Source organism: Cyclobacterium sp. SOCE241 (assembly GCF_056867545.1).
Window position 1 is genome coordinate 212,721 of the sequence record NZ_CP149779.1, and the last position, 25,113, is coordinate 237,833.

Genomic DNA, 25,113 nt, shown 5'->3' on the forward strand with positions numbered 1-25,113 from the left:
GATTTGAAATCAACAATGGTCACTAGATCTAGATATTGATGCCGAGTTTTCCTGCTTTATAAAATTGAGATTTGAGTGTAATATTTCCCAGTAAATTCAACTGCAATAGAATTACAAAATTTACATTTATTGGATAATAATACCACATATCTAATAAAATATGGTTTAGATACATAAAAATCTTTTATTACAACAAATTAATTTTTATGTTGTACAAAATTTTCAAATTAATATTTTAATAAATAATTCTGTGACAATCATAATCTTATAAAAATTGCCCGATAGAATTATTAAGGCCCTACCTCTGGGAAATTTGACTGAGATAGTACCTTAATAATCGAAATTTACCAAAATCAATTACTTAATAAACCCAAATAATTATGAATAAACCTATACGCTACCTTTGTGGTAAGGTGTCTAAAACCTTGTGTTTTGGAAGTTTATTGCAATGTTTATTATTACCAACCCTTCATGCTAAAGAAGGAAAAAGCATTGCAGAAACAAGCCCATACAAAGCCTCCTTATCCTACCTGAACCCAGCAATAGAAGATTTTAAAAATGTTTCAGGAACAGTTACTGACAATGAAGGTGAACCTGTTCCCGGAGCAACGGTGGTTATTGAAGGGTCCACTACCGGTACTGTTACTGATATTGATGGGAAGTTTAGCCTGGATGTACCTGAAGGTGCAGTCCTATTAATTTCTTTTATTGGATACGAAACACAAAGAATCAATCCCGGCAATCAAACCAACCTTAGTATTACTTTGGTAGAAGATGCAACTTCCTTGGATGAAGTGGTTGTGGTGGGATATGGGGTTCAAGAGAAAGTAAATCTTACAGGAGCCATTTCCACCGTTGATTTTGACGATGAATTAACCAATCGCCCATTGACCAATGCCTCCCAAGCCTTAGGAGGAACTGCATCAGGTGTCTGGGTAAGCCAAAACTCAGGTAAACCCGGAAGCGATGGGGCCCAAATTAGGGTCAGAGGATGGGGGACACTCAATAATTCCAACCCTCTGATAATAATTGATGGTGTTGAAGGTTCTTTCAATCAACTGAATCCCAATGATATTGAAAATATTTCTGTGTTAAAAGATGCTGCAAGTGCTGCCATTTATGGTTCAAAAGCTGCCAATGGAGTAGTTTTGGTTACCACCCGAATGGGTAAAAAGAATGAGGCCATGCAGATTAATATCAACTCTTATTTTGGTGTACAATCCTTAGGTAGAAGGTATGATGTGATCAATAACAGTGCAGAACACATGGAATTAACCAATACAGCTTTAATGAATGAGGGATCGACTCCACTTTTTCAGATGAACTGATAGCTGCATTTAGAAATGGAACCGACCCTTACAAATATCCCAATACAGATTGGTTTAAGGAGATATTTAATTCAGCCAGTATCCAGGAGCACAATGTTTCGATCCGTGGAGGTTCAGAGCAATCTTCCTCCTTCCTTTCTTTCAATTACCTCAATCAGGATGGGATGGTGCCCAATACAAATTCTGAGCGCTATGGGCTGAGGGCCAATATTACTTCCAATGTTAAAGATTGGTTGACTGTAAGTGGTCGCTTCAATTATATTCACAAAGATTCCAATGAACCCTATGCTGACGTTACCTATGGTTCCCTAGGAAGGGTATTCGAAATGCTTGGTGGTTCTGCTCCCTATATTGCTCCCTATACCCGAGATGGAAGATTTGGCTCCGTTCAGGCCATTAGTGAAGATGGTAATTTGCTTTTTGACAATAGAAATGCTTTGATTGATGCTGCCAATGGTTTAACCAATACAGAGCAGAACATTTTGACGCTAAACCTAAGTGCAGATGTCAAATTAACCGATTATCTTTCTTTTAAAACCACAGTTTCTTCCAATGGTAACTGGAATTTGGTTGATCGATACAATACCAGCGTTTTTGGTTATACGGATACAGGAATTGAAACAACCACGAGGAACTATAACCGCGAAGGTTTAGAAATCAATCGATCACAAGTTTCAAGTCTTCAAAATAATTTATTCTCCACCTTTAACTTCAAAAAAGATTACAATGAAATCCATAGTGTCTCGGCGATAGGGGGCATACAAGTGGAGACTTTCAAGGTAAAGAATATGTTTTCTAGGCGTTCAGAACCGCCAAAAGAAGGATTAACCCAAGTGGATGCAGGTACTTCCGGGATTCAAGGGGAAGGGAATATGAATGGCTTCCGTATTTTCTCGTATTTCGGAAGGGCGAATTATACCCTGATGAGCAAGTATTTATTTGAAGCGAACGTGAGGGCGGATGCATCCTCCAGATTTAGTAAAGCCAACCGATGGGGAGTTTTTCCCGGCTTTTCTGCAGGCTGGAGATTGTCTGAGGAAAATTTCATTAAAGATGTTTCTGCAATATCTAACCTTAAATTGAGGGCTTCATGGGGGCAATTAGGAAATCAGAATATTTCAGGATATTGGCCTTACCTGACAGTAATTGGCCAAAATAACAATCTAAGTTATAGTTACAATGGGAGTTTTTCTCCGGGGGCTGCTGTAACGGCATTAGTAGATGAGAACATAACTTGGGAAACCTCTTCTTCTTTAGATATTGGATTAGAAGTAGGTGTTCTGGATGATAGGATTACTTTGGAAGCGGATTACTTTAGGAAAACGACCAAAGACATTCTAGTGCAGCTTCCTATCCCGTCGGTGATGGGAGGGATTTCTTCACCTTTTGAGAATGTAGGTCAAATGGAAAACAATGGCATTGAGTTTATCCTCAATTACAATAACTTAAAATTTGATAGGGACCAATTGGGATTCAATATGGGGCTTAACTTGACTTATATCCAAAATGAAGTGACCAAATTCAGGGGAGGAGACTCACCTGATCAATTGTACCTACTTAGAGAAGGCTATTCTTTTAGAACCCTATATGGATACAATGCTATTGGTATTTATCAGTCAGATGATGAAGCTTTGGAACATATGCATGCCAATCCATTTACCCCCAAAGCCGGGAATTTAAAATATGAGGACCTAAACAACGATGGGAGATTGAATTATGAAGATAAGATGGCGCTGGGAAATACTTTACCTAAGTATACTTTCGGCATCTCTCCAAGCTTTAAATACAAAGGATTTGATTTGAACTTATTGTTTCAAGGGATTTTAGGAGTTAACATGTACACCCAAAATAATTTCACCGACCTAGATTGGGAAAACAGAATGATTTCTACTCGTTGGAGAGATGCTTGGTCTCCTGACAATCCGGATGCTGAAAATCCAAGTTTAAAATTTAATAATCCTTGGGATAGCAACCAATCATCTTATTGGGTGAATGAGGTTAATTTTATCAAATTGAAAAATGTTCAATTAGGCTATTCATTTCCAACCACTATGGCTGAAAAATTGGGGGTACAAAAAATTTACCTCTATGTAAATGGACAAAATGTTTTTTCTATCGCCAGCGATGGGTATGAAGGGTATGATCCCGAAAGAAATACTTTTGATGCGGGATATCAGGTGTATCCGACCCCTCGAATTTTTTCAGCTGGTATCAATTTAAATTTCTAAAAACATGAAGACCAATAAATATATACTATACCTATTATCAATAGTTTTGCTTTTACCACTTTCAAGCTGTGAAGATGACTTTCTTGAATTTTATCCGGAAGACAAAATTACTTCAGCCAATTTCCCCCAAAATGAAGAGGACATAAAACTACTACTCAATGGGGTTTATGCGCTCTTACGCGAAAACTCAATTTATAATGAAGGGCTTTTTGGTTTCGGTGTGCTGGATGGAGCGACACCGAATGCGTTCAATTGGGGGAATACACCAATTGCAAGGGCTGGAACGGGGCAATTGAATTCTAGTGATGGCAGTATTGTAAGTTTTAGGTGGACGAGGTCCTATGCAATAATCTTTAGAGCAAATTATCTTTTACAAGCATTGGATCAGGTAGATATCCCCGAAGCCGATAAAACAATCTACAGAGCAGAAGCTAGATTTCTACGCGGATTGGCTTATTCTATACTTGCTGAAGGCTTTGGTGGTGTTCCGATTATTTTAACAGCCATTTCCACAGAAGAAGCAAGGTCTATAACCAGAGCAAGTAGGGAGGAAACTTGGGAGCAGGTTTTGGCTGATTTTAATATGGCCATAGATAATCTTAATGCAGAAGCTCCTGAGCTAGGCCGGGCAACGAAAGGGGCGGCTTTGGGTATGAAAATGAGGGCTTTACTTTACCAAGGTAAATATGAAGAGGTATTGCAAGTCATCAATGAAATTGATGCTTTGAATAAATATGGGCTTTTCCATAGCTATGAAGGATTGTTTAGGTTAGAAAATGAAAATAATTTGGAAGTGATCTTTGATATTCAATACATCTCCGGAGAAAATTCTCAAGGATCTTTGCATGATCAGTATTGTGGTACAGGTACCGGAAGCTGGACCCGGGGAAGCCGCTATGTACCTACTGATGATTTGGTCAATGCTTATGAGATGATTGATGGTTCGGAAGTTGATCCCAATAATCCATTTGAAGGGAGAGATCCCAGACTCGAGTTTACCGTAGTGGTGCCCGGTGCCTATATTTTGGGATATAGGTTTCCAAATTATGAATATCCGGGAGGCGCTTTCAACCATCCGGGAAACCGATTAAAACATCTTAGTGCAAGGAAATATCGAATTGAACCTGAATCAGATTTGCCCCTTCCGGCCAATCAGGCCTTAATAATATAGTATTAAGGTATGCGGATGTGATTTTATCTAAGGCAGAAGCCATTATTGAAACCAATGGCGACATTGATGAAGCCATCAGTTTAATTAATAGAATTCGAACAGAAAGGGATGATGTGAAGATTACTCCTTTGCCCACTGGGCTTTCTCAAGAAGTAGCACGAGAAAAACTAAGGCATGAAAGAAGGATAGAGTTTGCCTTAGAGGGATTGTATTGGGCAGACATTAAAAGATGGGGAATTGGGCCTGAAATTTATCCTGTAGAAGTAAAAGATCATAATGGCGATGTAATTGAGACAAAATTCCCGAATGGATACCTCGATTTTTATCAGTTACTTCCAATCCCCGATAGTGAGATATCACTGAATGAAAATTTGACCCAAAACCCCGGTTGGTAAAAAGGATTAACTTATCCGGTCTCTGAAATTATGCGATGGCAGAGACCGGTTAAACCTTTTCTTTAAAAACTGAAAATAGAGGAAAAAATGAATGTGTCAAGAATACTTTACCCGCTCCTTATTTTGACTCTATACCTAGGGGCGTGCAATAAGCTGGAGATGAAGCAGGATATTCCTCCGAATTTTATTGTCATTTTAGCTGATGATTTAGGCTATGGAGGACTAGGAGCTTATGGGGATAGTACACTTAAAACACCTAATATTGATTATTTGTCTGAAAATGGGATTCGTTTTACCGATTTCCACTCCAATGCCCCCGTTTGTTCACCCACACGGGCTGCACTTATGACCGGTAATTACCAGCAGCGTGCAGGAATGGAGGGTGTAATATATGTAAGAGGAGAAACCAGAAAGGTGGGCCTCGATACTGGTCAGTTGACTGTTGCCAAGTTGCTACAATCGGTTGGTTATCAAACTGGAATAATGGGAAAGTGGCATTTGGGATATGAAAAGCAATACAACCCTGTGCACCATGGTTTTGATACCTTTTATGGATATTTAAGTGGAAACATTGACTACCATACCCATTATGACAATGCCGGAATCTATGATTGGTGGCATAATTTGGATAGCATTTATGAGGAGGGATATGTGACTGATTTAATCAGCAAGCATGCAGTGGACTTTATAAAACAAAATAAAAAAGAGCCATTCTTTCTGTATGTATCTCAGGAAGCCCCACATGTTCCATTTCAGGGGAGAAATGATCCGGGATACAGGTTTCCCGGTAAGGAGTTTAGCTATCATGGGCCGGTAAAAGATACCTTGGAAGTATACAATGAAATGGTGGAAGTTATGGACGAAGGAGTGGGAGATATCATGGATGCCTTGAGGGAATCAGGGATAGAAGAAAATACCCTTGTTTTGTTTATTTCAGACAATGGAGCGGAAGTATTTGGAAACAATGGAGAGCTAAGCGGAAGTAAAGGTAACCTTTTGGAAGGAGGTCACAGGGTGCCTGGAATTGCCTATTGGAAGGGGAAGATTAAACCTGGAGAATCGGCCGAAACAATTTTAAGTATGGATATTTTGCCCACTTTACTTAAGATTAGCGGGGCAGATTTCCAGGAAGAGCTCAAGTTTGATGGGGTGGACCTGTCGGACCACCTTTTTAGGGGACAAGCCCTTCAAGAAAGGTTACTATTTTGGAGATACCGAAACCAATTAGTTGCCAGAAATCAAGAATGGAAACTTCTTATTTCTGATCAAGATACCCTATTAGTGAATTTGGACCAAGATTTATTGGAAAAACGCAATCTTGCTAAGGAAAGCCCAGACATTTTAAAGGAGCTTTTGGAAAAGCTGGGGGAATGGGAAAAAGAAATGGGAACCGTAGAAAAGATGAAGACCATATAATATAGTATTTCAATTGTTCAAATCGAAAAATGTTTTCAATGATACGTAATTTGATAATCTTACTTGTAATGGCATTTACTTCTTATCAAGAGGTCTTGGCTCAAAGTAAAAATTTACCCAATATTGTATTGCTATTGGCAGATGACTTGGGATATAGGGATTTAAGTTGCTATGGTAGCACACAGGTAAATACGCCCAATTTAGACAAACTTGCAGCAAGGGGAGTAAGGTTCACTGATTTCTATGCAGGGTCTGCAGTTTGTTCCCCCTCCAGGGCGGCATTAATGACCGGGCGTTCATCCGTTAGGGCAGGAATCTATAGCTGGATTCACACTTCTCATAAAATGCATTTGGCTGAATCTGAAGTTACCACAGCTGAAGTATTAAAAAAGGCCGGATATGCTACTGCCCATATAGGAAAATGGCACCTAGGTTATGACCTGGAAGCAGCATCGGGCCCAGGTCCAAATCCCGGAGATCAGGGATTTGATCACTGGATTGCAACCGGCAATAATGCCATTCCTTCCCATGAAAATCCGGTTAATTTTGTACGCAACGGCCAAGCCCTGGGTGAGCTTGAAGGCTTTTCTTCTCATATCCTTGCAGATGAAGCCATAGGTTGGCTTAAAAAGCGGCCAAAAAACCAACCATTTTTTATAAACCTATGGTTTCATGAACCACATCAAAAAGTGGCTGCACCCGAGAAATTTTTATCCGAACACAAGGATACAAACCTTCCTGCTTACTATGGAAGTATAGAAAATATGGATGAGGCCATTGGTAGAATTTTAGAGGAACTGGAAATTCAAGGGCTAACAGAAGAAACTTTAATTGTATTTATGTCGGATAATGGAAGTTACCGAGGAGCCCATGGCAGCAATGGTGAATTGACCAAAGGAAAAACCACTTTGTGGGAAGGGGGCATACGGGTGCCGGGCATCTTTAGTTGGGCGGGAGTAATTGCAAAAGGATCCATAGAGAACAGGCCTGCGGGGGTGGTAGATGTTTTTCCGACAATTAGGGAAATTGTCAGTGTAAAAATTGACCCTGAAATTGTAATTGACGGCACTAGCTTACTTTCCCTATTTAAGACAGGCAAGTTTGAGCGTAAAAAGCCTTTATACTGGTTTTATCCTCCTTCCAGACCTGTTGCCGTAATCAGGCAAGGGCCTTGGAATCTGATAGCCGATCCTGAAATAGACATTCCCAGAGGAAATATGTTTCAAGAAGCGTATATTGGGATGATCAAAGAGACTAAGTTAATTAATTTTAGGTTATACAACCTTAGAAATGATCCCAAGCAAAATAAGGATGTATCCTCAGAGAATCCTGAAATATTTGAAAGTTTGAAAAATGAAATGATTCAATTGCATGAAGAAATCGTAGAAGAAGCGCTGGACTGGAGAAGTTTTTCATGGGACAATAATTAAATACTAAAAATTAAAATATAAATAATGAAGTTTACCGGATGGAAGAACTTAGGCCTTACTTGTATGATGTTAGGTTTAGGAATTGTGCATGCTCAAACCATAAAGAACAACGAGAAGCCAAATATTTTAATTATTTTCACTGATGATCAGGGGTATCATGACGTCTCCTATTATGGTACAGAAGATATTCAAACTCCCCATATTGATGCCATTAGAAATGATGGGATGCAATTTGATTATTTCTATACCAATTCGCCGGTTTGTGCGCCAACAAGGGCTTCCTTGATGTCGGGTCGATACCCTGATCATGTAGGTGTACCCGGATTGGTGAGGTCAAATCCTGCCAACAATTGGGGGTATTTAAATCCGGAAACAATATTGCTTCCGGCAATGCTTAAAAAAGGGGGCTATCATACCGCACACATTGGTAAATGGAACCTTGGTTTAATGCATCCTAATCTTCCCAACGACCATGGATTTGACTATTTTCATGGTTGGCTGGAAGACATGATGGATGATTATTTGACTCATAGAAGGCATGGGAAAAATTACATGCGATTAAATGAAGAAATAATCGACCCTAAGGGGCATGCCACCGATTTATTTACCCAATGGTCGGTAAATTATATTAAAGAAAGAGAAAAGGAAGAGCGTCCATTTTTTCTTTATCTGGCATACAATGCGCCGCATTTCCCTGTTCAGCCTCCAAAATCATGGGTTGAAAAAGTGAATAAAAGGGAGCCGGGATTGCCTGAAAAACGAGCCAATTTGATTGCGTTTATTGAACATTTGGATGATGGGATTGGACAGGTAATCAATGCGCTTAAAGAAACCGGTCAATATGAGAACACCCTGATTATTTTTACTAGCGATAATGGGGGGCCCTTCCTGATTTGGCAAATAACGGTTTATTACGTGACGGAAAGCAAAGCATGTACGAAGGAGGCTTACGTGTGCCTACAGCCATCTCTTGGCCCGCGAAAATAAAGGCAGGGAGTACTTCAGATCAGGTGAACTTATCCATGGATATTTTCCCTACCCTTACTGAAATTGCAGGGGTTGATTTGGATCATGCTATCAATGGAAGAAGTTTTCTTCCTACACTATTGGGGCAAACCATGAAGGAAGAAGCAAGACCTTTGTATTTTGTAAGAAGGGAGGGAGGAACAAGGTATGGAGGAAAAGCGTATCATGCCTTACGTTTAGGTGATTGGAAATTACTGCAAAACAGCCCTTTCCAACCTATGGAGCTATATAATCTTAAAGAAGACCCCTACGAGAAGAATAATATTATATTGGAAAATAAGGAGGTTTTTCAAAAATTAAATGCTTATTTAATGTCTTATATTCAGGAAGGGGCAAAGTTCCTTGGCAAAAACCTGAATAGCATATTATAGTTTTTATTAAATATAAGTTCAAAAAAATGAAATTAATTAACCCCGGAATAGCCTTAGGCTTGTTTATCAGTTGTATAGGTTTTTTTGTTACAACAGCGGAGGCAAGACAGGGTGGAGAAAAACCCAATATAATTGTGATTTTTGCAGATGATTTGGGATATGGAGACCTAGGTGTATTTGGTCATCCATCCATAAAGACTCCCAATTTGGATAAAATGGCCTTTGAGGGGCAGAAGTGGACCAATTTTTATGTTGCTGCCCCAGTTTGTACACCTAGTAGGGCAGGTCTACTTACCGGAAGGTTGCCAATCCGATCAGGGATGAGTAGTGATGATAGAAGGGTGCTTTTTCCGGATTCAGATGGTGGACTGCCTCAATCAGAAATTACAATTGCTAAAGCTCTAAAGGGAAATGGCTACCAAACTGCGGCAATTGGAAAATGGCACTTGGGGCATAAGTCACCTTACCTACCTACAGATCATGGTTTTGATAGTTATTTTGGTATACCTTACTCCAATGATATGGATAAGATCGACAAAACGGATCATTTTACCTTGACCGATAATGAAAAGTTTGATGCCTATAATGTTCCTTTGATGAAGGACGCGGAAATTGCTGAAAGGCCAACAGACCAACGAACCCTTACAAAAAGATATACAGAAGAAGCCGTATCTAAAATCCAAGCTTTCAAAGACGAACCATTCTTTATCTATTTGGCCCACAACCTGCCTCACATACCTTTGTTCAGGTCTGCAGCATTTAAAGATCAGTCTCTTGGGGGAATATATGGAGATGTGATTGAAGAAATTGATTGGTCTGTCGGTCAAATTCTTTCCACCTTGAAAGAGGAAGGAATTGCAGAGAATACCTTGGTGGTCTTCACCTCTGACAATGGACCTTGGCATGTGTTTAAAACACATGGTGGAACAGCCGGCTTACTAAGAGGAGCCAAAGGAGGGACCTTCGAAGGGGGATGAGAGAGCCTACTGTCTTTTGGTGGCCTGCTCAAATCAAACCGGGGGTGGTGATGGATATGGGAACTACAATGGACTTGTTACCAACATTTTGTGCCATATCAGGAACTGAATTGCCGGATGACAGGATTTATGACGGTTATGACATTTCGGGATTACTGAAGGGAACAGGTAAAAGTGAAAGAGAAACGGTGTTTTATTATCGGGGTCAAAGAGTATATGCTATCAGAAAAGGAGATTACAAAGCTCACTTTATTACACAGCTAGAATATGGTAACCCTACTGCACATCCGGTAACTCGGCCTGAAGTGGTTGTTGAGAATAAAGCGACTGTTTTAGAAACGCCTTTATTATATAATGTAAATGTTGATCCTGGGGAACGATTTAATATTGCAGAAGACCATCCGGAGATTATTGCTGAGATCAGAGAGGTGTTGGCAGCACACCAAGCGAGCATTGTTCCGGTGGAAAATCAACTTGAAAAATATCCAAAATAACGTATCAATCACCCAAGATAGACCTAACATGAAAGCTTTCTTTTTTATTTTCACCTTTATTTTATGTTTTCAATCCATAGAGGTGGATGCATATCAAGCTAAAGAACAGCCACCCAATGTTATCCTAATTATTACAGATGATCAGGGTTATGGAGACTTTGGGTTTACGGGTAACCCTCATGTTCAAACCCCACAATTAGACCAATTAGCAGAAGAAAGCATTCGGTTGAATAATTTTTATGTTTCTCCGGTATGTGCTCCTACCAGGTCTAGTTTGATGACCGGACGGTATTCTCTTAGAACGGGAGTGAGAGATACCTATAACGGTGGAGCCACCATGGCTACGGAAGAAATTACTTTGGCAGAAATGCTTAAAGATGCGGGCTATGCAACGGGTATTTTCGGAAAATGGCATTTAGGAGACAATTATCCTTTTCGACCGGGAGATCAGGGGTTTGATGAATCTTTAATTCATTTGTCAGGAGGAATGGGTCAGCCGGGTGATTTTACAACCTATTTTAAAATGGACCGAAGTTATTTTGACCCTACGCTTTGGTACAACGGTAAACAGAAATCTTTTCTTGGCTATTGTTCGGATATATTTACCGATGAGGCCATCCACTTTGTAGAAAAGCAAAGTAAAGATCAACCGTTTTTTCTGTACTTGTCATTTAATGCCCCACATACCCCTTTGCAGGTGCCGGATAAATATTATGAAAAATACAAGGACATTGATCCATCTTTAGGTTTTGAAAGTCAAGGGATGCCTTTTCCAAAGATGAGTGAAAAGGACAAAGAAGATGCAAGAAAAGTATACGCCATGGTTTCCAATATTGATGACAATATCGGGAAATTAATAAATAAGTTGGATGAGTTGGGTATTGCTGATAATACTATTTTTGTCTTTATGACAGACAACGGCCCGCAACAGTCCAGGTATGTGGCAGGCCTAAGAGGTAAGAAAGGGAGTGTTTACCGTGGAGGGGTAAAGGTGCCCTTTCTAATCAAATACCCTAAAGGTCTAGCAACTAATAAAGCAGTGAATACTACCCTGGCACACATCGACGTAATGCCAACTTTGGCTGAGCTTTGCCAAGTGAAATTGCCGGAAAATAGGGAGATTGATGGAAAAAGTTTCGCAAGGATATTAAAAGGGGAGGTTAAATCTGAAACAGTTTTTGAAGAACGACCTCTATTTTTCTATTGGACACGAAAATTACCGGAATTATACGACAATGTAGCCATTCAGCAAGGTCCTTATAAATTGGTGGGAAATACAAGCTTTAATGCTAGTCCTAAAGATTTTGAATTGTTTCATCTGGAAAAAGACCCATATGAGCTCGAAAATTTGGTTGAGCAACAGCCTGAAAAGGCCAAAGAATTAAAAGAGAGCATGGATCTATTGGTTAATGAATTAACAACCTCCCCAAATCTTAAAGAAGAACAGCGGCCTATCATTGGTACATCCCATGAAAACCCACTTGTTTTAAACCGAAATGATGCTTCCGGACAAAGAGGCATATGGACTCAACAGGAAGTCTATGGTTATTGGAACGTTCAAATTGTTGAAGGAAATTACAATATCAGGTACAAATTTATAGAACCTTTAGAGAAGGAAGGAAAGGTAATGCTGGAAACCAATACGCAAATTATTCAATCCCATATTAGCGATATGCCTACTGATACAATTGAACTTAAAAATGTTTCCTTAAAGGCATATATAGGAAGTGTCACGCCTCATTTTATGAGTGGAGGAAAAAGTATTTTCCCTTTATGGGTGGAATTTGAGCGGATAGATTAAACTAAAGGTGTGAAGATGTAGTTTTTCTAATCCGATTATTAAATAGGATTCCTCATAAGGGTTGCATTTGAAAGGTTTCAGCAGTAATAGTTTGTCTACAGCATATTACGGATTCAATTCCTTTGGGCTTTTAGGCTGCTTAAGTTTAATAAATCAAAAAGGGTCAGCAATTACTTGCTGACCCTTTTTGATTTACAATTTTTATAATCTTATGCATTCGCACTTTGCGGGGCCCAATGAGAACAAAGCATTCCAGGAGCCGCTTTTTGTGGGTTGGCACAATCTGTTGTTTCATACCTTAGGCATGAGTCACAGTTTCTGTTATCCTTTAATGCCGCCTTCATTTCGAAGGTGTCACATGTATAGCTATCGTTGACTTTTACACCATGAACTTTACATACGCCATTTGAACTCAAATTCTCACAATTATTGCAGTTACTCGCTAATCTAATAGACATAATGTTTTGGTTTTAGTTATGAAACAAAACTACGATACCATTCGATTAGAATGAATTTAAATAGCTGATAATCAGCTATTTGTATTTAGATCGGTTAAAAATAGCCTGCTATATAGTTGAAAGTTAGTTCATTCAATTTCGGACAATAGAAAAATAATTTTGAAAACGTTCATGCAAATTTCTAATAATATGGTTCAGGGATATGGGACTGAAGATTACTCAAGGACTTTCATTAGAAGATTATTCTAAATTTTGAGAATCGAAAGGTTTTAGTTGAGTTTTATTTAAAGTAAACAAGATTTCATTTGATTTTTTATAGGTTTTGAAAAAAACTAAAGGGATTAAATGATTTTTAAATAATGTTTTATTAATATTATTTTAACAAATAAAATAGAGATAATTGTAAATTTATAAAAATTTAGTTTTCTGTTTTCAGATTAAAAAATAAATCAATTTTGTTTTTAAAAAGAATACTTAGTTTTAAAGCAGATTTGAACTAAGGGGTTTAGGGGTCTCCCATACTAAGTGAGCAAATACCGTTTGGTTTAAAAGGGTGAATAGTGTTTTTAAAATAAATCGAACAAAAAATAAATTTGGTTAATAGTAGAATAGTATAGTTTTTAATTAGTGTTTTTACGTATTTATATTATAATAAAATAGTAAATTTTAATAAATCAATATTTCAATATAACACTTAATCCGTACCCTATGAGAAAAACTATTCTAAAAAAGAAAAACCACCGAAGAATCATGTTGGTTTTTCAGCTCTTTACACTTTTGCTTTTAATTCAGCCAATAATGGTGAATGCCGCCTCTCCTGATAGTTTTTGGGTAGCCGATATTAAAGGTAAGATTGTTGATGAAACCGGAGAACCTTTGCCCGGTGCGACGATCACCATTGAAGGAACCACTCAAGGTACGGTTTCTGATATCGATGGTAACTTCAACTTAGAGGTTCCTGAAAATGGTACTTTAATCATTTCATTTATCGGGTACGAAACTCAAACCCTAACTATTGGAAATGAAAGTTTTCTTAATATTCAAATGGTTCAAGAAGAATCTTCTTTGAATGAAGTCCTAGTTGTGGGATATGGTACGCAAGAAAAACGCGATGTAACCGGTGCAGTTTCTTCCATTAAAGGGGATAATCTAGAGAATTTACCTGTTTCAGGTGCAGCACAAGCGCTTCAAGGTAGGGCTGCAGGTGTAAATGTAGTGAGAAATGGCGGGGCACCTGGTGACCAAGGTTCCATTAGAATTAGAGGAACAGGTACCCTTAATAATGCTGATCCATTAATCATTATAGATGGAGTACCCGGAGGCAGTTTAAATGATGTAAATCCAAATAATATTGAGTCCATTGAGATTTTAAAGGATGCATCAGCTTCTGCGATTTACGGTACACGAGCGGCCAATGGGGTGGTGATTGTGACTACAAAACGTGGTGATTTTAATCAACCCTTAAAAGTTGAAGTAAATGGATATTTGGGCGTTTCAAATGCCATTAAAACCATAGATGTATTGGACGCTCCGACCTTAGCCACTTTAAAAGAGAAAGGTATACCAATGATGGCTTAGCTATTAATCCCATCTGGGAAGATCCGGCCTATCAGACTCAACTGACCGACTGGCAGAAAGAACTCTTGGGACAAGGTTCCACACAGAATGTTGACCTTACTATCAGAGGAGGAAACAATAACTCTTCATTTATGATGGCCGGAGGATACTTTAAAGAGGAAGGAATGATTACCAATTCTGATTTCAGACGTTTGAGTTTCAGACTTAATTCTGATCACAAGCTTAGTGAGAAATTTAAAATTGGTCAAAACCTTCAACTTGTATCAATCAACCAAAGAAGTCCTAATACCTTGTCTGCGCAAACTGGGGTGTTGTGGAGCGCTATACGTTTCCATCCCGGCTTACCTGTCATGTATCCTGATGGTTCTTATAGCTCCTCTCAAATATCGGGGGAATTTGGTGATATCAATAACCCGATATTCACTCAGGATACCCAAGACAATAATAGCACAACGCATAAAATTTTGGGAAATATAAATGCGGAATATGAGCTAATGGAAGGGTTGAAATTTCGTGTAAATTTTGGTCTTGATGGCTTCATTAATGATGGGTATAATTTTAATATCATTGTAAATGACCAAATAAGAACTACCTCACAGAATTCACTTTCCAGGAGCTACAATGAATACTATTCTGTTTTGGCAGAATACTTTGTGTCTTACGATAAGACATTCAATGAGCTTCATAAAGTCAATTTTGTTGGAGGATACACCACCCAAACCTTCAATTCTGATGGCTTTAGTGCCAGTAAAAGAGATTTTCTGGATGAGTCTTATGACCAAAGATTCCTGAGCGTGGGGCAGACTTTGTACGGCATTGATGGTGGAAAATCATACGATGCATTGGCCTCATACTTTGGTAGGGCTACTTACAATTATGATGAACGTTATTTGCTAACAGCAACTTTCAGAAGTGATGGCTCATCTAAATTTGCTTCGGGTAACCGTTGGGGTTACTTTCCGGCATTTTCCTTAGGTTGGAGAATCTCTGAGGAAGAATTCTTTAAAAATGTAGGTTTTATTTCCAATATGAAGCTAACAGGAGGTTGGGGAAGTCTAGGAAATCAAAATGTTCCAGGTTTACAGTACTTGGCATTAATCAGCTCGGGTAGAAGGTATTCGTTTGGTGGCAACCAAACAGTGGGGGCTGCACAAACAAGGATTCCAAATCTCGGAATTACTTGGGAGACAGCTCAAATGACGAATATTGGATTGGATTTAGGGTTTTTGGACAATCGTCTATTGGCAAACTTTAATTACTTTATCAAAGATACCAAAGACATGCTCATTGCTCCACCAACCATTGGTTCAATTGGCACTGCTCAAATCCCAAATCAAAACTTGGGAGAACTTAGAAATAAGGGGTTAGAAATGGAAGTATTGTTCAGAGAGACACAAGGAAAATTAACCTATAGTATTAGCGGTAATGCTTCATTTATCCAGAATGAAGTTACCCAATTGGTAGATGGGAATTTCATCGGATCGAGATTATATGGTAGGTCAAGCCAAGAGTTGTCCAGAACCTATGAGGGGTCTCCAATTGCCAGTTTTTATGGGTGGAGGGCTGATGGTCTGTACCAAACTGCAGAAGAAATCCAGAATGATTCCAATATTGCCAATGATCCAAGAAAAGATGCCGGATTGATTCAGCCGGGAGATGTTAAGTTTTTGGACCTTAATGAAGATGGTTTGATTGATGAAGAAGATAGAGAAATCATTGGTAACCCTCACCCAAAAGTTGTTTATGGTTTGAATGCTCAATTGGGATATGGGAATTTTGATTTTAGTTTATTCTTTCTTGGTAATGCTGGCTTTGATATTTACAATGCTGACAGGATGCAGGGGATAGATCCAACTTATCCTTTTAATATGTATGCTGAGACAATCAACCGATGGAATGGTGAGGGAACCAGCAATGAAATCCCAAGAATGACTACCAAAAGGGATAACCTTAACCATAGAACTTCCGACCTGTTTTTGGAAAAAGGAGATTTCTTAAGGTTAAAGAATGTTGTATTGGGGTATACTTTACCTGATCCATTAACAAGCAGGTTGGGGATTTCCAAAGCAAGATTTTATGTGACCGGACAAAATGTATTTGTCTTGACGGGCTACTCCGGCATGGACCCGGAATTGGGTTATACGGATGGAAATTTACAGTTGAATGTAGATTATGCGCAATATCCACAATCCAGAAGCTGGACCATCGGTACAACAATAACTTTCTAATAAAGCTTATGAAAAATATAATTCAACTTCTTTTGTTGCTGGTATTTATTACTACAGCATGTGATGACAATATACTAGAGACGACACCTTATGGCCAATCTACTTCCTCACAGTTTTGGAGAAATGGAGAGGATGCTGTAGCAGCTGCCAATGCCATGTATGAGCCACTTACAGTGGAGGACTTTTACGGGCATGCAGAGCATACTTTTGATATTCCTTCTGATGATCAATTCAGGGCAGGGGATCATGGGGAAGATCAAGCCATCGAATCCTTCACCTTTGATGCCGGCAATCCGCAATTGTATTACAGCTGGAGGCATAAATATGAAGTTATTTCAAGGGCAAATGCAGTTTTAATAAATGTTCCTGAGATTACGATGGATCAAACCCTTAAGGATAGAACCTTAGGTGAAGCCTATTTTCTTAGAGGTTTTATGTACTGGAGATTTGTCGTAATTTATGGAGGTATACCTTTAATTTTAGAGGAGGACGTTCTAACTAACAATTACAATAAACCGAGGGCAAGCTTGGAAGAAACCTTTGCCCAGATTGAATCAGACCTGATGAAGGCGGCAGATCTTTTACCTTCCACTCATGGTTCAGATGATTTGGGTAGACCTAATCAAGGTGCGGCCAATGGATTATTGGCTAAAATGTACCTATACAAAGAAGAGTTTGATAAAACCATTACCTACGGGCAAATGGTATTGGACGGCCCATATCCTCTTGCAGATGATTTTCAAGACAATTTCCGGGTTGAAACGCAAAATAATCCTGAAGTATTATTTTCTATACAAAGTCTTCAAGGATGGCAAGACAACACACATATCATCTATACTACTCCCAGGCCTTGGGGAGGTTGGGACTTTCATGAACCTGTACAAGACCTTATAGAGGAGTTTGAAGAGGGTGATCCAAGGCTAGACTATACCGTTTACAAACCCGGGGATATGGTGGACCTGGGAGGTGACAATGGCTTAACGGAGTATACAGCAGATCTTTCTTCCACTGGCTATCATTTCAGAAAATATTCCTCATGGAATCCTCAAGGAGGGTTAAATATGAGCCATAATAACCCTATACTTAGGACAGCAGATGTATTGCTTTTGGTAGCTGAAGCCAAAATTAGGTCCGGCCAAAATGGCGATGCTGAAATCAATGAAGTAAGACAGCGAGCCGGTAGAGAGCTTCTTTCCAATGCAACGATGGAAGATTTAATACATGAGCGAAGAGTAGAGTTGGCGGGGGAAAATCAAAGGCATCAAGATCTTATCCGTTGGGACAAGGCCAATATTGTAGATATAGTAGCTATTTATAAAAAAGATTTGGGCCCTTTGAAACCACCAAGAAATTTTGAAAGACCTAAACATTACCTTTTTGCAATTCCTCAAAGAGAAATTGATTTGAGTAATGGAGTGTTGACACAAAATCCCGAATATTAATGGCTATTTGGAGAGTGTTATTTGTATTTGTTTTGGCTTTGCTAATGTCTTGTAGTTCCAATACGAAACAGAAAATCATTGGGGAATGGAAATTGGATTCAGCTTATTATCATTATAATCAATTCAATTTTTCCAGTGATGGTTGGCATCAAGATGAGCGATATACTTATTTACCCACTGGTGAAGCCATCACCAGTGCAGTAAATTCCTCTATTCGAAACAAATATACCATTGATGAAAAGCATCTTAATTACTATGATGAAAAGGGTAACCTTGTCAGTATTTATGAAATCCTCTCCATTAATGATGAAAACATGGTATTAAGAGCGGAAAAAAGCCTTTATTTAAAGGTGAAAATCAGAATAGATTCGAAGTCCGTTATTTTTCCAAGGTAAACTGATTGAAAGATAAAATGATAACCTTTAAAGTACCTTCATTACAATGGAGGTACTTTTTTTAGGCCAATGACTAGAATTGTATTGTTTTTATGGCTTTACCATGGGCATCAAAATACATAACTTTTTCAAGACCTTGCTCAGCAAAAATATGGTTGGCTCCTTGGCTCAAGTAGCCTGAGCCATGGTAAAATTCTACTAATCTTATTTTTCCATTTTTAAAAAATAAGATTGCTTTTTTTGAGTCATCGACTTCTGGTAAGGGGCTCGGTTTGATTTGCCGGGTAAGCTTAGCCATTGCGAAGGTTGGTCGTTTTTAGCTGCTAAATGGAATAATCCTTTTTCTTCTCCTATAAAAACCGGAGCTAAACTTCTCACATCCCCACTCAAATGAAGCGTTTGATTTTTTATTTGGAAAGTTCCATTTTCAGTATATTCCAGCTGTAATCCATAGCCGGCATCATATTCACCTGTTATTACCTCTGCTTGGTGAAAATTGCCGGCCAGTAAAATTTCCATCCGACCATTTCCATCAAAATCCCCTACGTCTATACCAAATACTGGCGAGACTTGTGCCAATTGGGGGAGGGTATTTTGTCAAATCCTTCCTCTCCTTTGTTTAATAAAAGGACAGAAGAAAAAGTCATAGCCTCAAGCTTATTCGCAGTACTATCAAGGTATGCTTGTCCCAATAATGTAGTCAATGTAGCTTGTGCATAGCTATGGTAATCATTGAATTTTTTCTTTAAGGAAGGGATTTGTTGGAAAATGTCATCCCTAGGGTGCATCGGATACCTTTTTCCCTCTTCAACAAAGGAAATTATGGACTCACTTTTTCCATTCTTATCGAAATCGGCCCAATGAATCCGAAGTGGATTGGCTACACTACTTTTGTACCTGCTATTTAAACCTAGGTTTCCAATAATATAATCGGTTCGACCATCTTGGTTGATGTCAGCTCCGGCTATACTATTCCACCAGCCTGAACTTTCTTCCAAACCGGGAATGTTTTCCCTTAAAACCAACCGGCCTTTTTGATTCTCAAATATTTTAATTTCCATCCACTCACCAACAACAATCAAATCAAGCCAATTGTCTTGATTATAATCTGTCCATAAGGCCGAAGTGACCATGCCTATATTTTTTAACCCCAGCGCAATCTCATCAGTTTTTTCAGTGAAATGTCCCTTATTATTTTGAAGCAACTGAGATCTTCCCGCTTTAGGATAGAAATTGGGAGTCAATCTTCCACCAATAAAAAGATCTAAATCCCCATCTTTATCAAAATCTGCTCCGACCACTGTTGAACTACTAGCGAAAATTTCAGGCAGTGCTAGGGAGTCTAGGGCGAAATTCCCCTTACCATCATTGATGTATAAACGATCCTTATAATACTTGGAGCCTACTTCAAATTCGTTTCCTCCTGATGCAATGTATAGGTCCTGATCTCCATCCGAATCAGCATCAAAAAACAGGGCACCCATGTCTTCATATTGAGAATTGTCTCTTGAAAAAGTAAGGGTGTCAAATCCTTCGGTTCCATTATTAAAAAATAACTTTCCCGATTGGCCATAGGCACCACCAATGTACAAATCTTCCTTCTTATCTCCATTGATATCTCCAACAGCTATTCCCGGCCCCAACTGTGAATGCTTGTGGGGCAATAATGGTTGAAGGTTGAAATCTGCGTAATACAACTCTCGATGCTCGAATACCGGAAGAGGTTTGGTAGGTCCTTGTCCTATTTTGACGTGGAGGTTGTTTGCCTTTTTTTGCCTTGCATTACTTGGCTCAGGATTATAATTAATATTGAGGACTTGATTGGCCGAGATGGTGAATAATTTTTGTTGGTTGCCATCCGGCCATTGGATCAAAAGGGAGTCAACAGTATGCTTTTGACCCAATCCAAAATGAATGGTTTCACTAACGGAAGATTGGTAGCCTCTGGTAAGGAAATGTTCATAGTATTGAGATTGTCCATTACTGTAAAGATTGACTTTGGTACCTAAGGCCTGAAAATTTCCCTTTTTTCCGGTAAGTTTAATTTGCAGGAAATGGTTATTTTCATCTTTCTGGCCGTTATTCTTATAAATAGAAGCTTTACTGTAGGTATTATTAATTACAAGATCTAGTTGACCGTCGTTATTCAGGTCTGAAAACGTCAAACCGCTGGAATAACTCGGCATTTCAAAACCCCAGGTTTCTGATACATCATTAAAGGTGAGGTCTTGGTTGTTTTGAAACATAAAATTGCCAAGGTGAGCGCCTTTGAGAGGTTTTAATTTTTCAAATATTTCAAGGCTATTTAACGTAGCAAAATTGGACCTGTAGTCTACAAAATCCCGATTGGTGATGTCACGCGGATAACCATTTGTAATGAACAAATCTTTCCAACCATCATTGTTCCAATCCGCCCATAAAGGAGCCCAGCTCCAATCGGTGGCTGCTACACCTGCCATAAAGCTAATGTCTGAAAACCTAGGTAAGGAGTCCTTAGAATAGCCCCGATTAAGCTGAAGAGTGTTCCGCATAAACTGAGGTTCATACCCGGTCTTTATTTCAGAGGTAAATCTGTCATGGCCTGTCTTCCCAAACATAAGTTTTTGTCGATAGTTTTTATTTGGCAACATGTCTACTTCTATAAAATCCGGCATGCCGTCATTGTTTATATCGGAAATATCGTTTCCCATGGCGGAATAACTGGTGTGTGGGAATACCTTTTCCGCAATATTTTTGAAAGTTCCATCTTTCTGGTTCAGGTATAAAATATCATTCGACAAGTAATCATTACTTATAAATATGTCCGGCCATAAATCTCCATTTATGTCGGCAATTGCCAATCCCAGACCATATCCTTCAATGGTGATTCCACTTTCTTTTGACACATCGGAAAAAGTTAGATTACCGTTGTTTTGATATAATTTATCGGTATTTAACATTTCTCCATTGACTCTTTTAGGCCGAATGATGTTGGGGCCGGTCTCGTCTGTCATATTATTCATTAAGTACATGTCCAGATCACCATCCCTGTCAAAATCAAAAAAGGCTGCTTGGGTACTAAATCCTGAGTCATCCAGTCCATAATCAGCAGCTTTTTCTAAAAATTTAAAATCTCCCAAATTGATGTACAACTCATTTTTTCTTTGGATTGCGCCATAGGGTCCGGAAAAACAGAGGTAGATGTCTCTCAATCCATCTTGGTTAATATCCACTATTGATACTCCTGTAGCCCATTTTCCCTTGGTGGAAATACCGGAAGATTCTGTTCGATTGACAAAAGAAAAATCACCCTCATTGGAAAAAATCTCACAATTACCCATATTGGAAGTAAAGACCAAGTCATCTAGGCCATCGTTGTTGAAGTCTGCCACAGCTACACCGGCACCATTGTAAAAATATTCATAGGTAAGAATATTAAAAAATTCGTCCTCAATAAGACCATTTTCAAAATCCACTCCCGTTTCATCAGGACTTAATTTAGTAAACCTTTTGTTTTCCTGACAAGCAAGACAGAGCATAAGAAATAAAAACAAAGAATAGGGTGTCGATAAAAATGAAGGATTTTTCATTCAAACTAATATTTGCTTACGGCAACTTTATGACTGGCAATATAGGGTTTTTGCTTGGCCTAAATCATTAACATTGGCTTTTTATTTGGGGGGTAAATAGCTGAATTAATAGGTGCAAGATTTGGAGCTACTGATGTATTGGGGTATATTTATACTTCAACCTACTAAAAACCATAATTAAACATGAATTATTCAAAGTTAAAATTCCTATCAGTAGCCTTAGTTTGTGGAGGCTTGCTTTACGGTTGTGGAAGTTCGTCGGAGTCGGAAACTGAAACAGATACCCCACCTCACAGCAGATGAAGACCAGGGAGGCTTGGATCTTCCTTCAGGTTTTCAATCCTATGTTATTGCTGAAGACCTAGGTAGGGCAAGGCATTTGGCTGTAAGGGAAAACGGTGACATTTATGTTAACCTCAGAGAAGCCAATGAGCAAGGAGGAATTGCAGCGCTTAGAGATACTGATGGAGATGGAAGAGCAGATGAAATAAAGTATTTTGGTGATTTTGGAGGTACAGGTATGGCTTTTTACAATGGAAACCTTTATGCTTCTAATGACAGTACTGTTTTTCGATTTTCCTTTACCGGGGACTCCTTAATTCCTGACAATGCCGCGTCTCCTGACACCATCGTCTCCGGACTTCCGGTGCAAACTTCACATGCTGCCAAATCCTTTACTTTTGATGACGAAGGGTTTTTGTATGTTAATATAGGTGCTCCGTCTAATGCTTGTCAAGAACAAGACAGGTCTAAGGGGTCACCTGCCATGGATCCATGCCCTCTATTGGAAAGACATGCAGGCGTGTGGCGCTTTGATGCAGAAAAAACAGGTCAAACTCAATTGGAGGATGGCTATAGGTATTCTACCGGAATTAGAAATGCTGTAGCCCTTGAATTCAATCCTTTTGATGGACATGTGTATGCTGTACAACATGGGAGAGATATGTTGAACGGATTGTTTCCTGACATGTACACAACAGAAGAAAGTGTGGAACAGCCTGCAGAAGAGATGTTTAGATTGAGTGACGGTGCAAATTTTGGATGGCCATATTGTTATTACGACGGCAAACAAAATATCAGGTTGACTGCTCCTGAATATGGAGGAGACAAACAAAGTTCAGATAGGTGTGAAGGAACAGTGGCCCCTGTTGCAACATTTGCTGCGCATATGGCTCCCAATGACTTATTGTTTTATACCGGAGATCAATTCCCTGAGCGGTATAAAGGAGCTGCTCTTATTGCTTTCCATGGCTCTTGGAATAGAGCACCTTTGGGACAAAAAGGGTATAAGGTAAGCATGGTACCTTTCCAGAATGGTTCACCAAGTGGAGAAGAACAGGATTTTGCTGATGGCTTTGCAGGTGTGGAAGAAATAGAGGCACCTAGTGACGCAAAACACAGACCCACAGGTTTAGCAATGGCTCCTGATGGTACAGTAATAATTTCTGACTCTGTTACCGGAAAAATCTGGCGTGTTTTTTATAAAGAAGACAATACCTTGGCGCTAAAATAAATTTAGCCCAATTTATAGCTTTATTTTAAAAAAGTAAAGGGAAATGTTTACTAACATTTCCCTTTACTTTTTTTGAATTGGCCTGCTATTGAACTTGATATATGCAATAGCCAATCTATTATGTGCTGAAATCGCTTCAAAATCAGCCACGTCGTTGCTGCTTTTAATTTCACCATAGCAGTGGTATACTAAAAGCTCCGATTGGTCTGATTTTCTTGCATTGCAACGCTTCCAGTAAACAAAGGACAGACTTCACTCCTGACCATTGTCAGGGCTGAGAAATCCTATTACAGAATCCGAGTCGAAGGCGTGCCACCTTTCAGCCTGAATAAGGGCGGATTCGAAAAATCCTTAATAACTGTTTTTAATGAAAGCTAGGTTTTCATTAGTTATCCTTTTTAAAGCTTTGTATTAAATCATAAATTGCACTACACTTATTATCAGCATAGAGACACGATGACAATTAAATTTTATGCCCCATTATGGGGGAATAACTTGGCTTTTGAAAGCTTCTGTAAGCAAGTGAAAGAAGCAGGATACCAGGGGGTAGAAATGGACCTTCCGCAGGAGACAAAACAGAAGGATCTTTTGCTGGCAATACTTAAGGACCATGATTTAGAATTGGTAGGACAATATTATCAATCCTTTGAAACAGACCCAAAAGCAAATTTGAATTCGTATGAAAAATATTTAAGACATTTGATTGCTGCTAACCCGGTATTGATCAATTGTCAAACGGGTAAAGATTATTTCGCCTTGGAGGAAAATTTACCTCTCTTTCAAGTGGCGGAAAGACTTTCTAAAGATTCAGGGATTCCCATTACCCATGAAACCCACCGAGGGAAGTGTTTGTATGCAGCCCCTGTCGCCAAACAGTATTTTGAAAGCCTTCCGAATCTACGCATTTGCTTGGACATCTCCAATTGGTGCAATGTCCATGAATCATTACTAGAAGACCAGAAAGAAATTGTTGATCTAGCCATATCTAGAACAGATCATATTCACAGCAGAGTAGGACATGCAGAAGGGCCTCAGGTAAATGATCCTAGAGCTCCGGAATGGGAAACAGCACTAGATGCTCATTTGAATTGGTGGGGAAAAGTAATTGAACTGCACAGGAATAGTGATAGGGATTTAACCATCTGTACTGAATTTGGTCCTTACCCTTATATGCCCACATTCCCTTATTCGGAAAAACCTCTGGCAAATCAATGGGAAATCAATGTTTATATGATGAATTTGTTAAAGAACAGGTTTCATATTTAATGTTGCTCTGAAGCGGGTTAAAAAAAT

The 25,113-nt window shown here is 39.0% G+C and carries 20 protein-coding genes; 17 read left to right on the forward strand and 3 right to left on the reverse strand.

What is annotated here, in order from left to right:
- Positions 1–380 precede the first annotated feature (380 nt).
- The 11 genes from WG932_RS00995 to WG932_RS01045 all read left to right on the forward strand — a co-directional run bounded on the left by WG932_RS00995 (position 381) and on the right by WG932_RS01045 (position 12,637).
- The gene (locus tag WG932_RS00995) at positions 381–1,328 is read left to right on the forward strand and encodes a carboxypeptidase-like regulatory domain-containing protein (protein WP_483086611.1); all 948 of its coding nucleotides are present in this window, start codon (positions 381–383) and stop codon (positions 1,326–1,328) included.
- Positions 1,328–3,556, forward strand: a complete 2,229-nt coding sequence (locus WG932_RS01000; protein WP_483088543.1) for a SusC/RagA family TonB-linked outer membrane protein — start codon at positions 1,328–1,330, stop codon at positions 3,554–3,556. Before WG932_RS00995 ends, WG932_RS01000 begins: the two co-directional genes overlap by 1 nt.
- A gap of 4 nt (positions 3,557–3,560) precedes the next feature.
- Entirely contained in the window at positions 3,561–4,727 is a 1,167-nt protein-coding gene (locus WG932_RS01005) for a RagB/SusD family nutrient uptake outer membrane protein (RefSeq protein WP_483086612.1), read from the forward strand.
- 17 nt (positions 4,728–4,744) lie between these two features.
- Positions 4,745–5,122 carry a RagB/SusD family nutrient uptake outer membrane protein gene (locus WG932_RS01010; RefSeq protein WP_483086613.1) on the forward strand — a complete coding sequence of 126 codons (378 nt, stop codon included), beginning with the start codon at positions 4,745–4,747 and terminating at the stop codon, positions 5,120–5,122.
- 159 nt (positions 5,123–5,281) lie between these two features.
- Positions 5,282–6,538 carry a sulfatase-like hydrolase/transferase gene (locus WG932_RS01015; protein ID WP_483086614.1) on the forward strand — a complete coding sequence of 419 codons (1,257 nt, stop codon included), beginning with the start codon at positions 5,282–5,284 and terminating at the stop codon, positions 6,536–6,538.
- Between the two features lie 38 nt (positions 6,539–6,576).
- Positions 6,577–7,968 carry a sulfatase-like hydrolase/transferase gene (locus WG932_RS01020; RefSeq protein ID WP_483086615.1) on the forward strand — a complete coding sequence of 464 codons (1,392 nt, stop codon included), beginning with the start codon at positions 6,577–6,579 and terminating at the stop codon, positions 7,966–7,968.
- A gap of 24 nt (positions 7,969–7,992) precedes the next feature.
- A complete protein-coding gene (locus WG932_RS01025) occupies positions 7,993–8,955 on the forward strand; it encodes a sulfatase family protein (protein ID WP_483086616.1) in 963 nt (320 codons plus the stop codon).
- Positions 8,901–9,365: a sulfatase family protein gene (locus WG932_RS01030; RefSeq protein ID WP_483086617.1), complete on the forward strand. Its 465-nt coding sequence runs from the start codon at positions 8,901–8,903 to the stop codon at positions 9,363–9,365. The genes WG932_RS01025 and WG932_RS01030 overlap by 55 nt, the downstream gene beginning before the upstream one ends.
- A 26-nt stretch (positions 9,366–9,391) precedes the next feature.
- Positions 9,392–10,342 carry a sulfatase-like hydrolase/transferase gene (locus WG932_RS01035; protein WP_483086618.1) on the forward strand — a complete coding sequence of 317 codons (951 nt, stop codon included), beginning with the start codon at positions 9,392–9,394 and terminating at the stop codon, positions 10,340–10,342.
- Positions 10,339–10,836, forward strand: a complete 498-nt coding sequence (locus tag WG932_RS01040; protein WP_483086619.1) for a hypothetical protein — start codon at positions 10,339–10,341, stop codon at positions 10,834–10,836. The genes WG932_RS01035 and WG932_RS01040 overlap by 4 nt, the downstream gene beginning before the upstream one ends.
- Before the next feature lie 28 nt (positions 10,837–10,864).
- Positions 10,865–12,637, forward strand: a complete 1,773-nt coding sequence (locus tag WG932_RS01045; RefSeq protein WP_483086620.1) for an arylsulfatase — start codon at positions 10,865–10,867, stop codon at positions 12,635–12,637.
- 209 nt (positions 12,638–12,846) lie between these two features.
- On the opposite strand, the gene WG932_RS01050 is transcribed toward WG932_RS01045, so the two are convergent.
- The gene (locus tag WG932_RS01050; protein ID WP_014021652.1) at positions 12,847–13,095 is read right to left on the reverse strand and encodes a hypothetical protein; all 249 of its coding nucleotides are present in this window, start codon (positions 13,093–13,095) and stop codon (positions 12,847–12,849) included.
- 708 nt (positions 13,096–13,803) lie between these two features.
- Here WG932_RS01050 and WG932_RS01055 point away from each other — a divergent pair.
- From WG932_RS01055 to WG932_RS01070, 4 genes are all read left to right on the forward strand, one after another.
- Complete coding sequence (locus tag WG932_RS01055) at positions 13,804–14,673, forward strand: TonB-dependent receptor plug domain-containing protein (RefSeq protein WP_483086621.1); 870 nt, start codon at positions 13,804–13,806, stop codon at positions 14,671–14,673.
- A gap of 65 nt (positions 14,674–14,738) precedes the next feature.
- Positions 14,739–16,901 carry a SusC/RagA family TonB-linked outer membrane protein gene (locus tag WG932_RS01060; RefSeq protein WP_483086622.1) on the forward strand — a complete coding sequence of 721 codons (2,163 nt, stop codon included), beginning with the start codon at positions 14,739–14,741 and terminating at the stop codon, positions 16,899–16,901.
- Between the two features lie 8 nt (positions 16,902–16,909).
- Positions 16,910–18,343, forward strand: coding sequence for a RagB/SusD family nutrient uptake outer membrane protein (locus WG932_RS01065; protein WP_483086623.1), 1,434 nt, complete (start codon positions 16,910–16,912; stop codon positions 18,341–18,343).
- On the forward strand, positions 18,343–18,738 hold the full coding sequence (locus tag WG932_RS01070) for a hypothetical protein (protein ID WP_483086624.1): 396 nt from the start codon (positions 18,343–18,345) through the stop codon (positions 18,736–18,738). Before WG932_RS01065 ends, WG932_RS01070 begins: the two co-directional genes overlap by 1 nt.
- Positions 18,739–18,942: 204 nt before the next feature.
- On the opposite strand, the gene WG932_RS01075 is transcribed toward WG932_RS01070, so the two are convergent.
- Positions 18,943–19,317: a hypothetical protein gene (locus WG932_RS01075; RefSeq protein WP_483086625.1), complete on the reverse strand. Its 375-nt coding sequence runs from the start codon at positions 19,315–19,317 to the stop codon at positions 18,943–18,945.
- The gene (locus WG932_RS01080) at positions 19,287–22,307 is read right to left on the reverse strand and encodes a VCBS repeat-containing protein (RefSeq protein ID WP_483086626.1); all 3,021 of its coding nucleotides are present in this window, start codon (positions 22,305–22,307) and stop codon (positions 19,287–19,289) included. Before WG932_RS01080 ends, WG932_RS01075 begins: the two co-directional genes overlap by 31 nt.
- Positions 22,308–22,533: 226 nt before the next feature.
- On the opposite strand from WG932_RS01080, the gene WG932_RS01085 reads away from it, so the two are divergent.
- On the forward strand, positions 22,534–23,820 hold the full coding sequence (locus WG932_RS01085; RefSeq protein WP_483086627.1) for a PQQ-dependent sugar dehydrogenase: 1,287 nt from the start codon (positions 22,534–22,536) through the stop codon (positions 23,818–23,820).
- A gap of 456 nt (positions 23,821–24,276) precedes the next feature.
- On the forward strand, positions 24,277–25,086 hold the full coding sequence (locus WG932_RS01090; protein ID WP_483086628.1) for a sugar phosphate isomerase/epimerase family protein: 810 nt from the start codon (positions 24,277–24,279) through the stop codon (positions 25,084–25,086).
- Positions 25,087–25,113 lie beyond the last annotated feature (27 nt).

Coding starts and splice junctions, on each gene's coding strand:
- WG932_RS01015 (WP_483086614.1), top strand. CDS start 5,282: ATGAAGCAGGATATTCCTCCGAATTTTATTGTCATTTTAGCTGATGAT.
- WG932_RS01035 (WP_483086618.1), top strand. CDS start 9,392: ATGAAATTAATTAACCCCGGAATAGCCTTAGGCTTGTTTATCAGTTGT.
- WG932_RS01005 (WP_483086612.1), top strand. CDS start 3,561: ATGAAGACCAATAAATATATACTATACCTATTATCAATAGTTTTGCTT.
- WG932_RS01025 (WP_483086616.1), top strand. CDS start 7,993: ATGAAGTTTACCGGATGGAAGAACTTAGGCCTTACTTGTATGATGTTA.
- WG932_RS01045 (WP_483086620.1), top strand. CDS start 10,865: ATGAAAGCTTTCTTTTTTATTTTCACCTTTATTTTATGTTTTCAATCC.
- WG932_RS01030 (WP_483086617.1), top strand. CDS start 8,901: ATGTACGAAGGAGGCTTACGTGTGCCTACAGCCATCTCTTGGCCCGCG.
- WG932_RS01070 (WP_483086624.1), top strand. CDS start 18,343: ATGGCTATTTGGAGAGTGTTATTTGTATTTGTTTTGGCTTTGCTAATG.
- WG932_RS01080 (WP_483086626.1), bottom strand. CDS start 22,307: ATGAAAAATCCTTCATTTTTATCGACACCCTATTCTTTGTTTTTATTT.
- WG932_RS01090 (WP_483086628.1), top strand. CDS start 24,277: ATGACAATTAAATTTTATGCCCCATTATGGGGGAATAACTTGGCTTTT.
- WG932_RS01020 (WP_483086615.1), top strand. CDS start 6,577: ATGATACGTAATTTGATAATCTTACTTGTAATGGCATTTACTTCTTAT.
- WG932_RS00995 (WP_483086611.1), top strand. CDS start 381: ATGAATAAACCTATACGCTACCTTTGTGGTAAGGTGTCTAAAACCTTG.
- WG932_RS01050 (WP_014021652.1), bottom strand. CDS start 13,095: ATGTCTATTAGATTAGCGAGTAACTGCAATAATTGTGAGAATTTGAGT.
- WG932_RS01040 (WP_483086619.1), top strand. CDS start 10,339: ATGAGAGAGCCTACTGTCTTTTGGTGGCCTGCTCAAATCAAACCGGGG.
- WG932_RS01065 (WP_483086623.1), top strand. CDS start 16,910: ATGAAAAATATAATTCAACTTCTTTTGTTGCTGGTATTTATTACTACA.
- WG932_RS01055 (WP_483086621.1), top strand. CDS start 13,804: ATGAGAAAAACTATTCTAAAAAAGAAAAACCACCGAAGAATCATGTTG.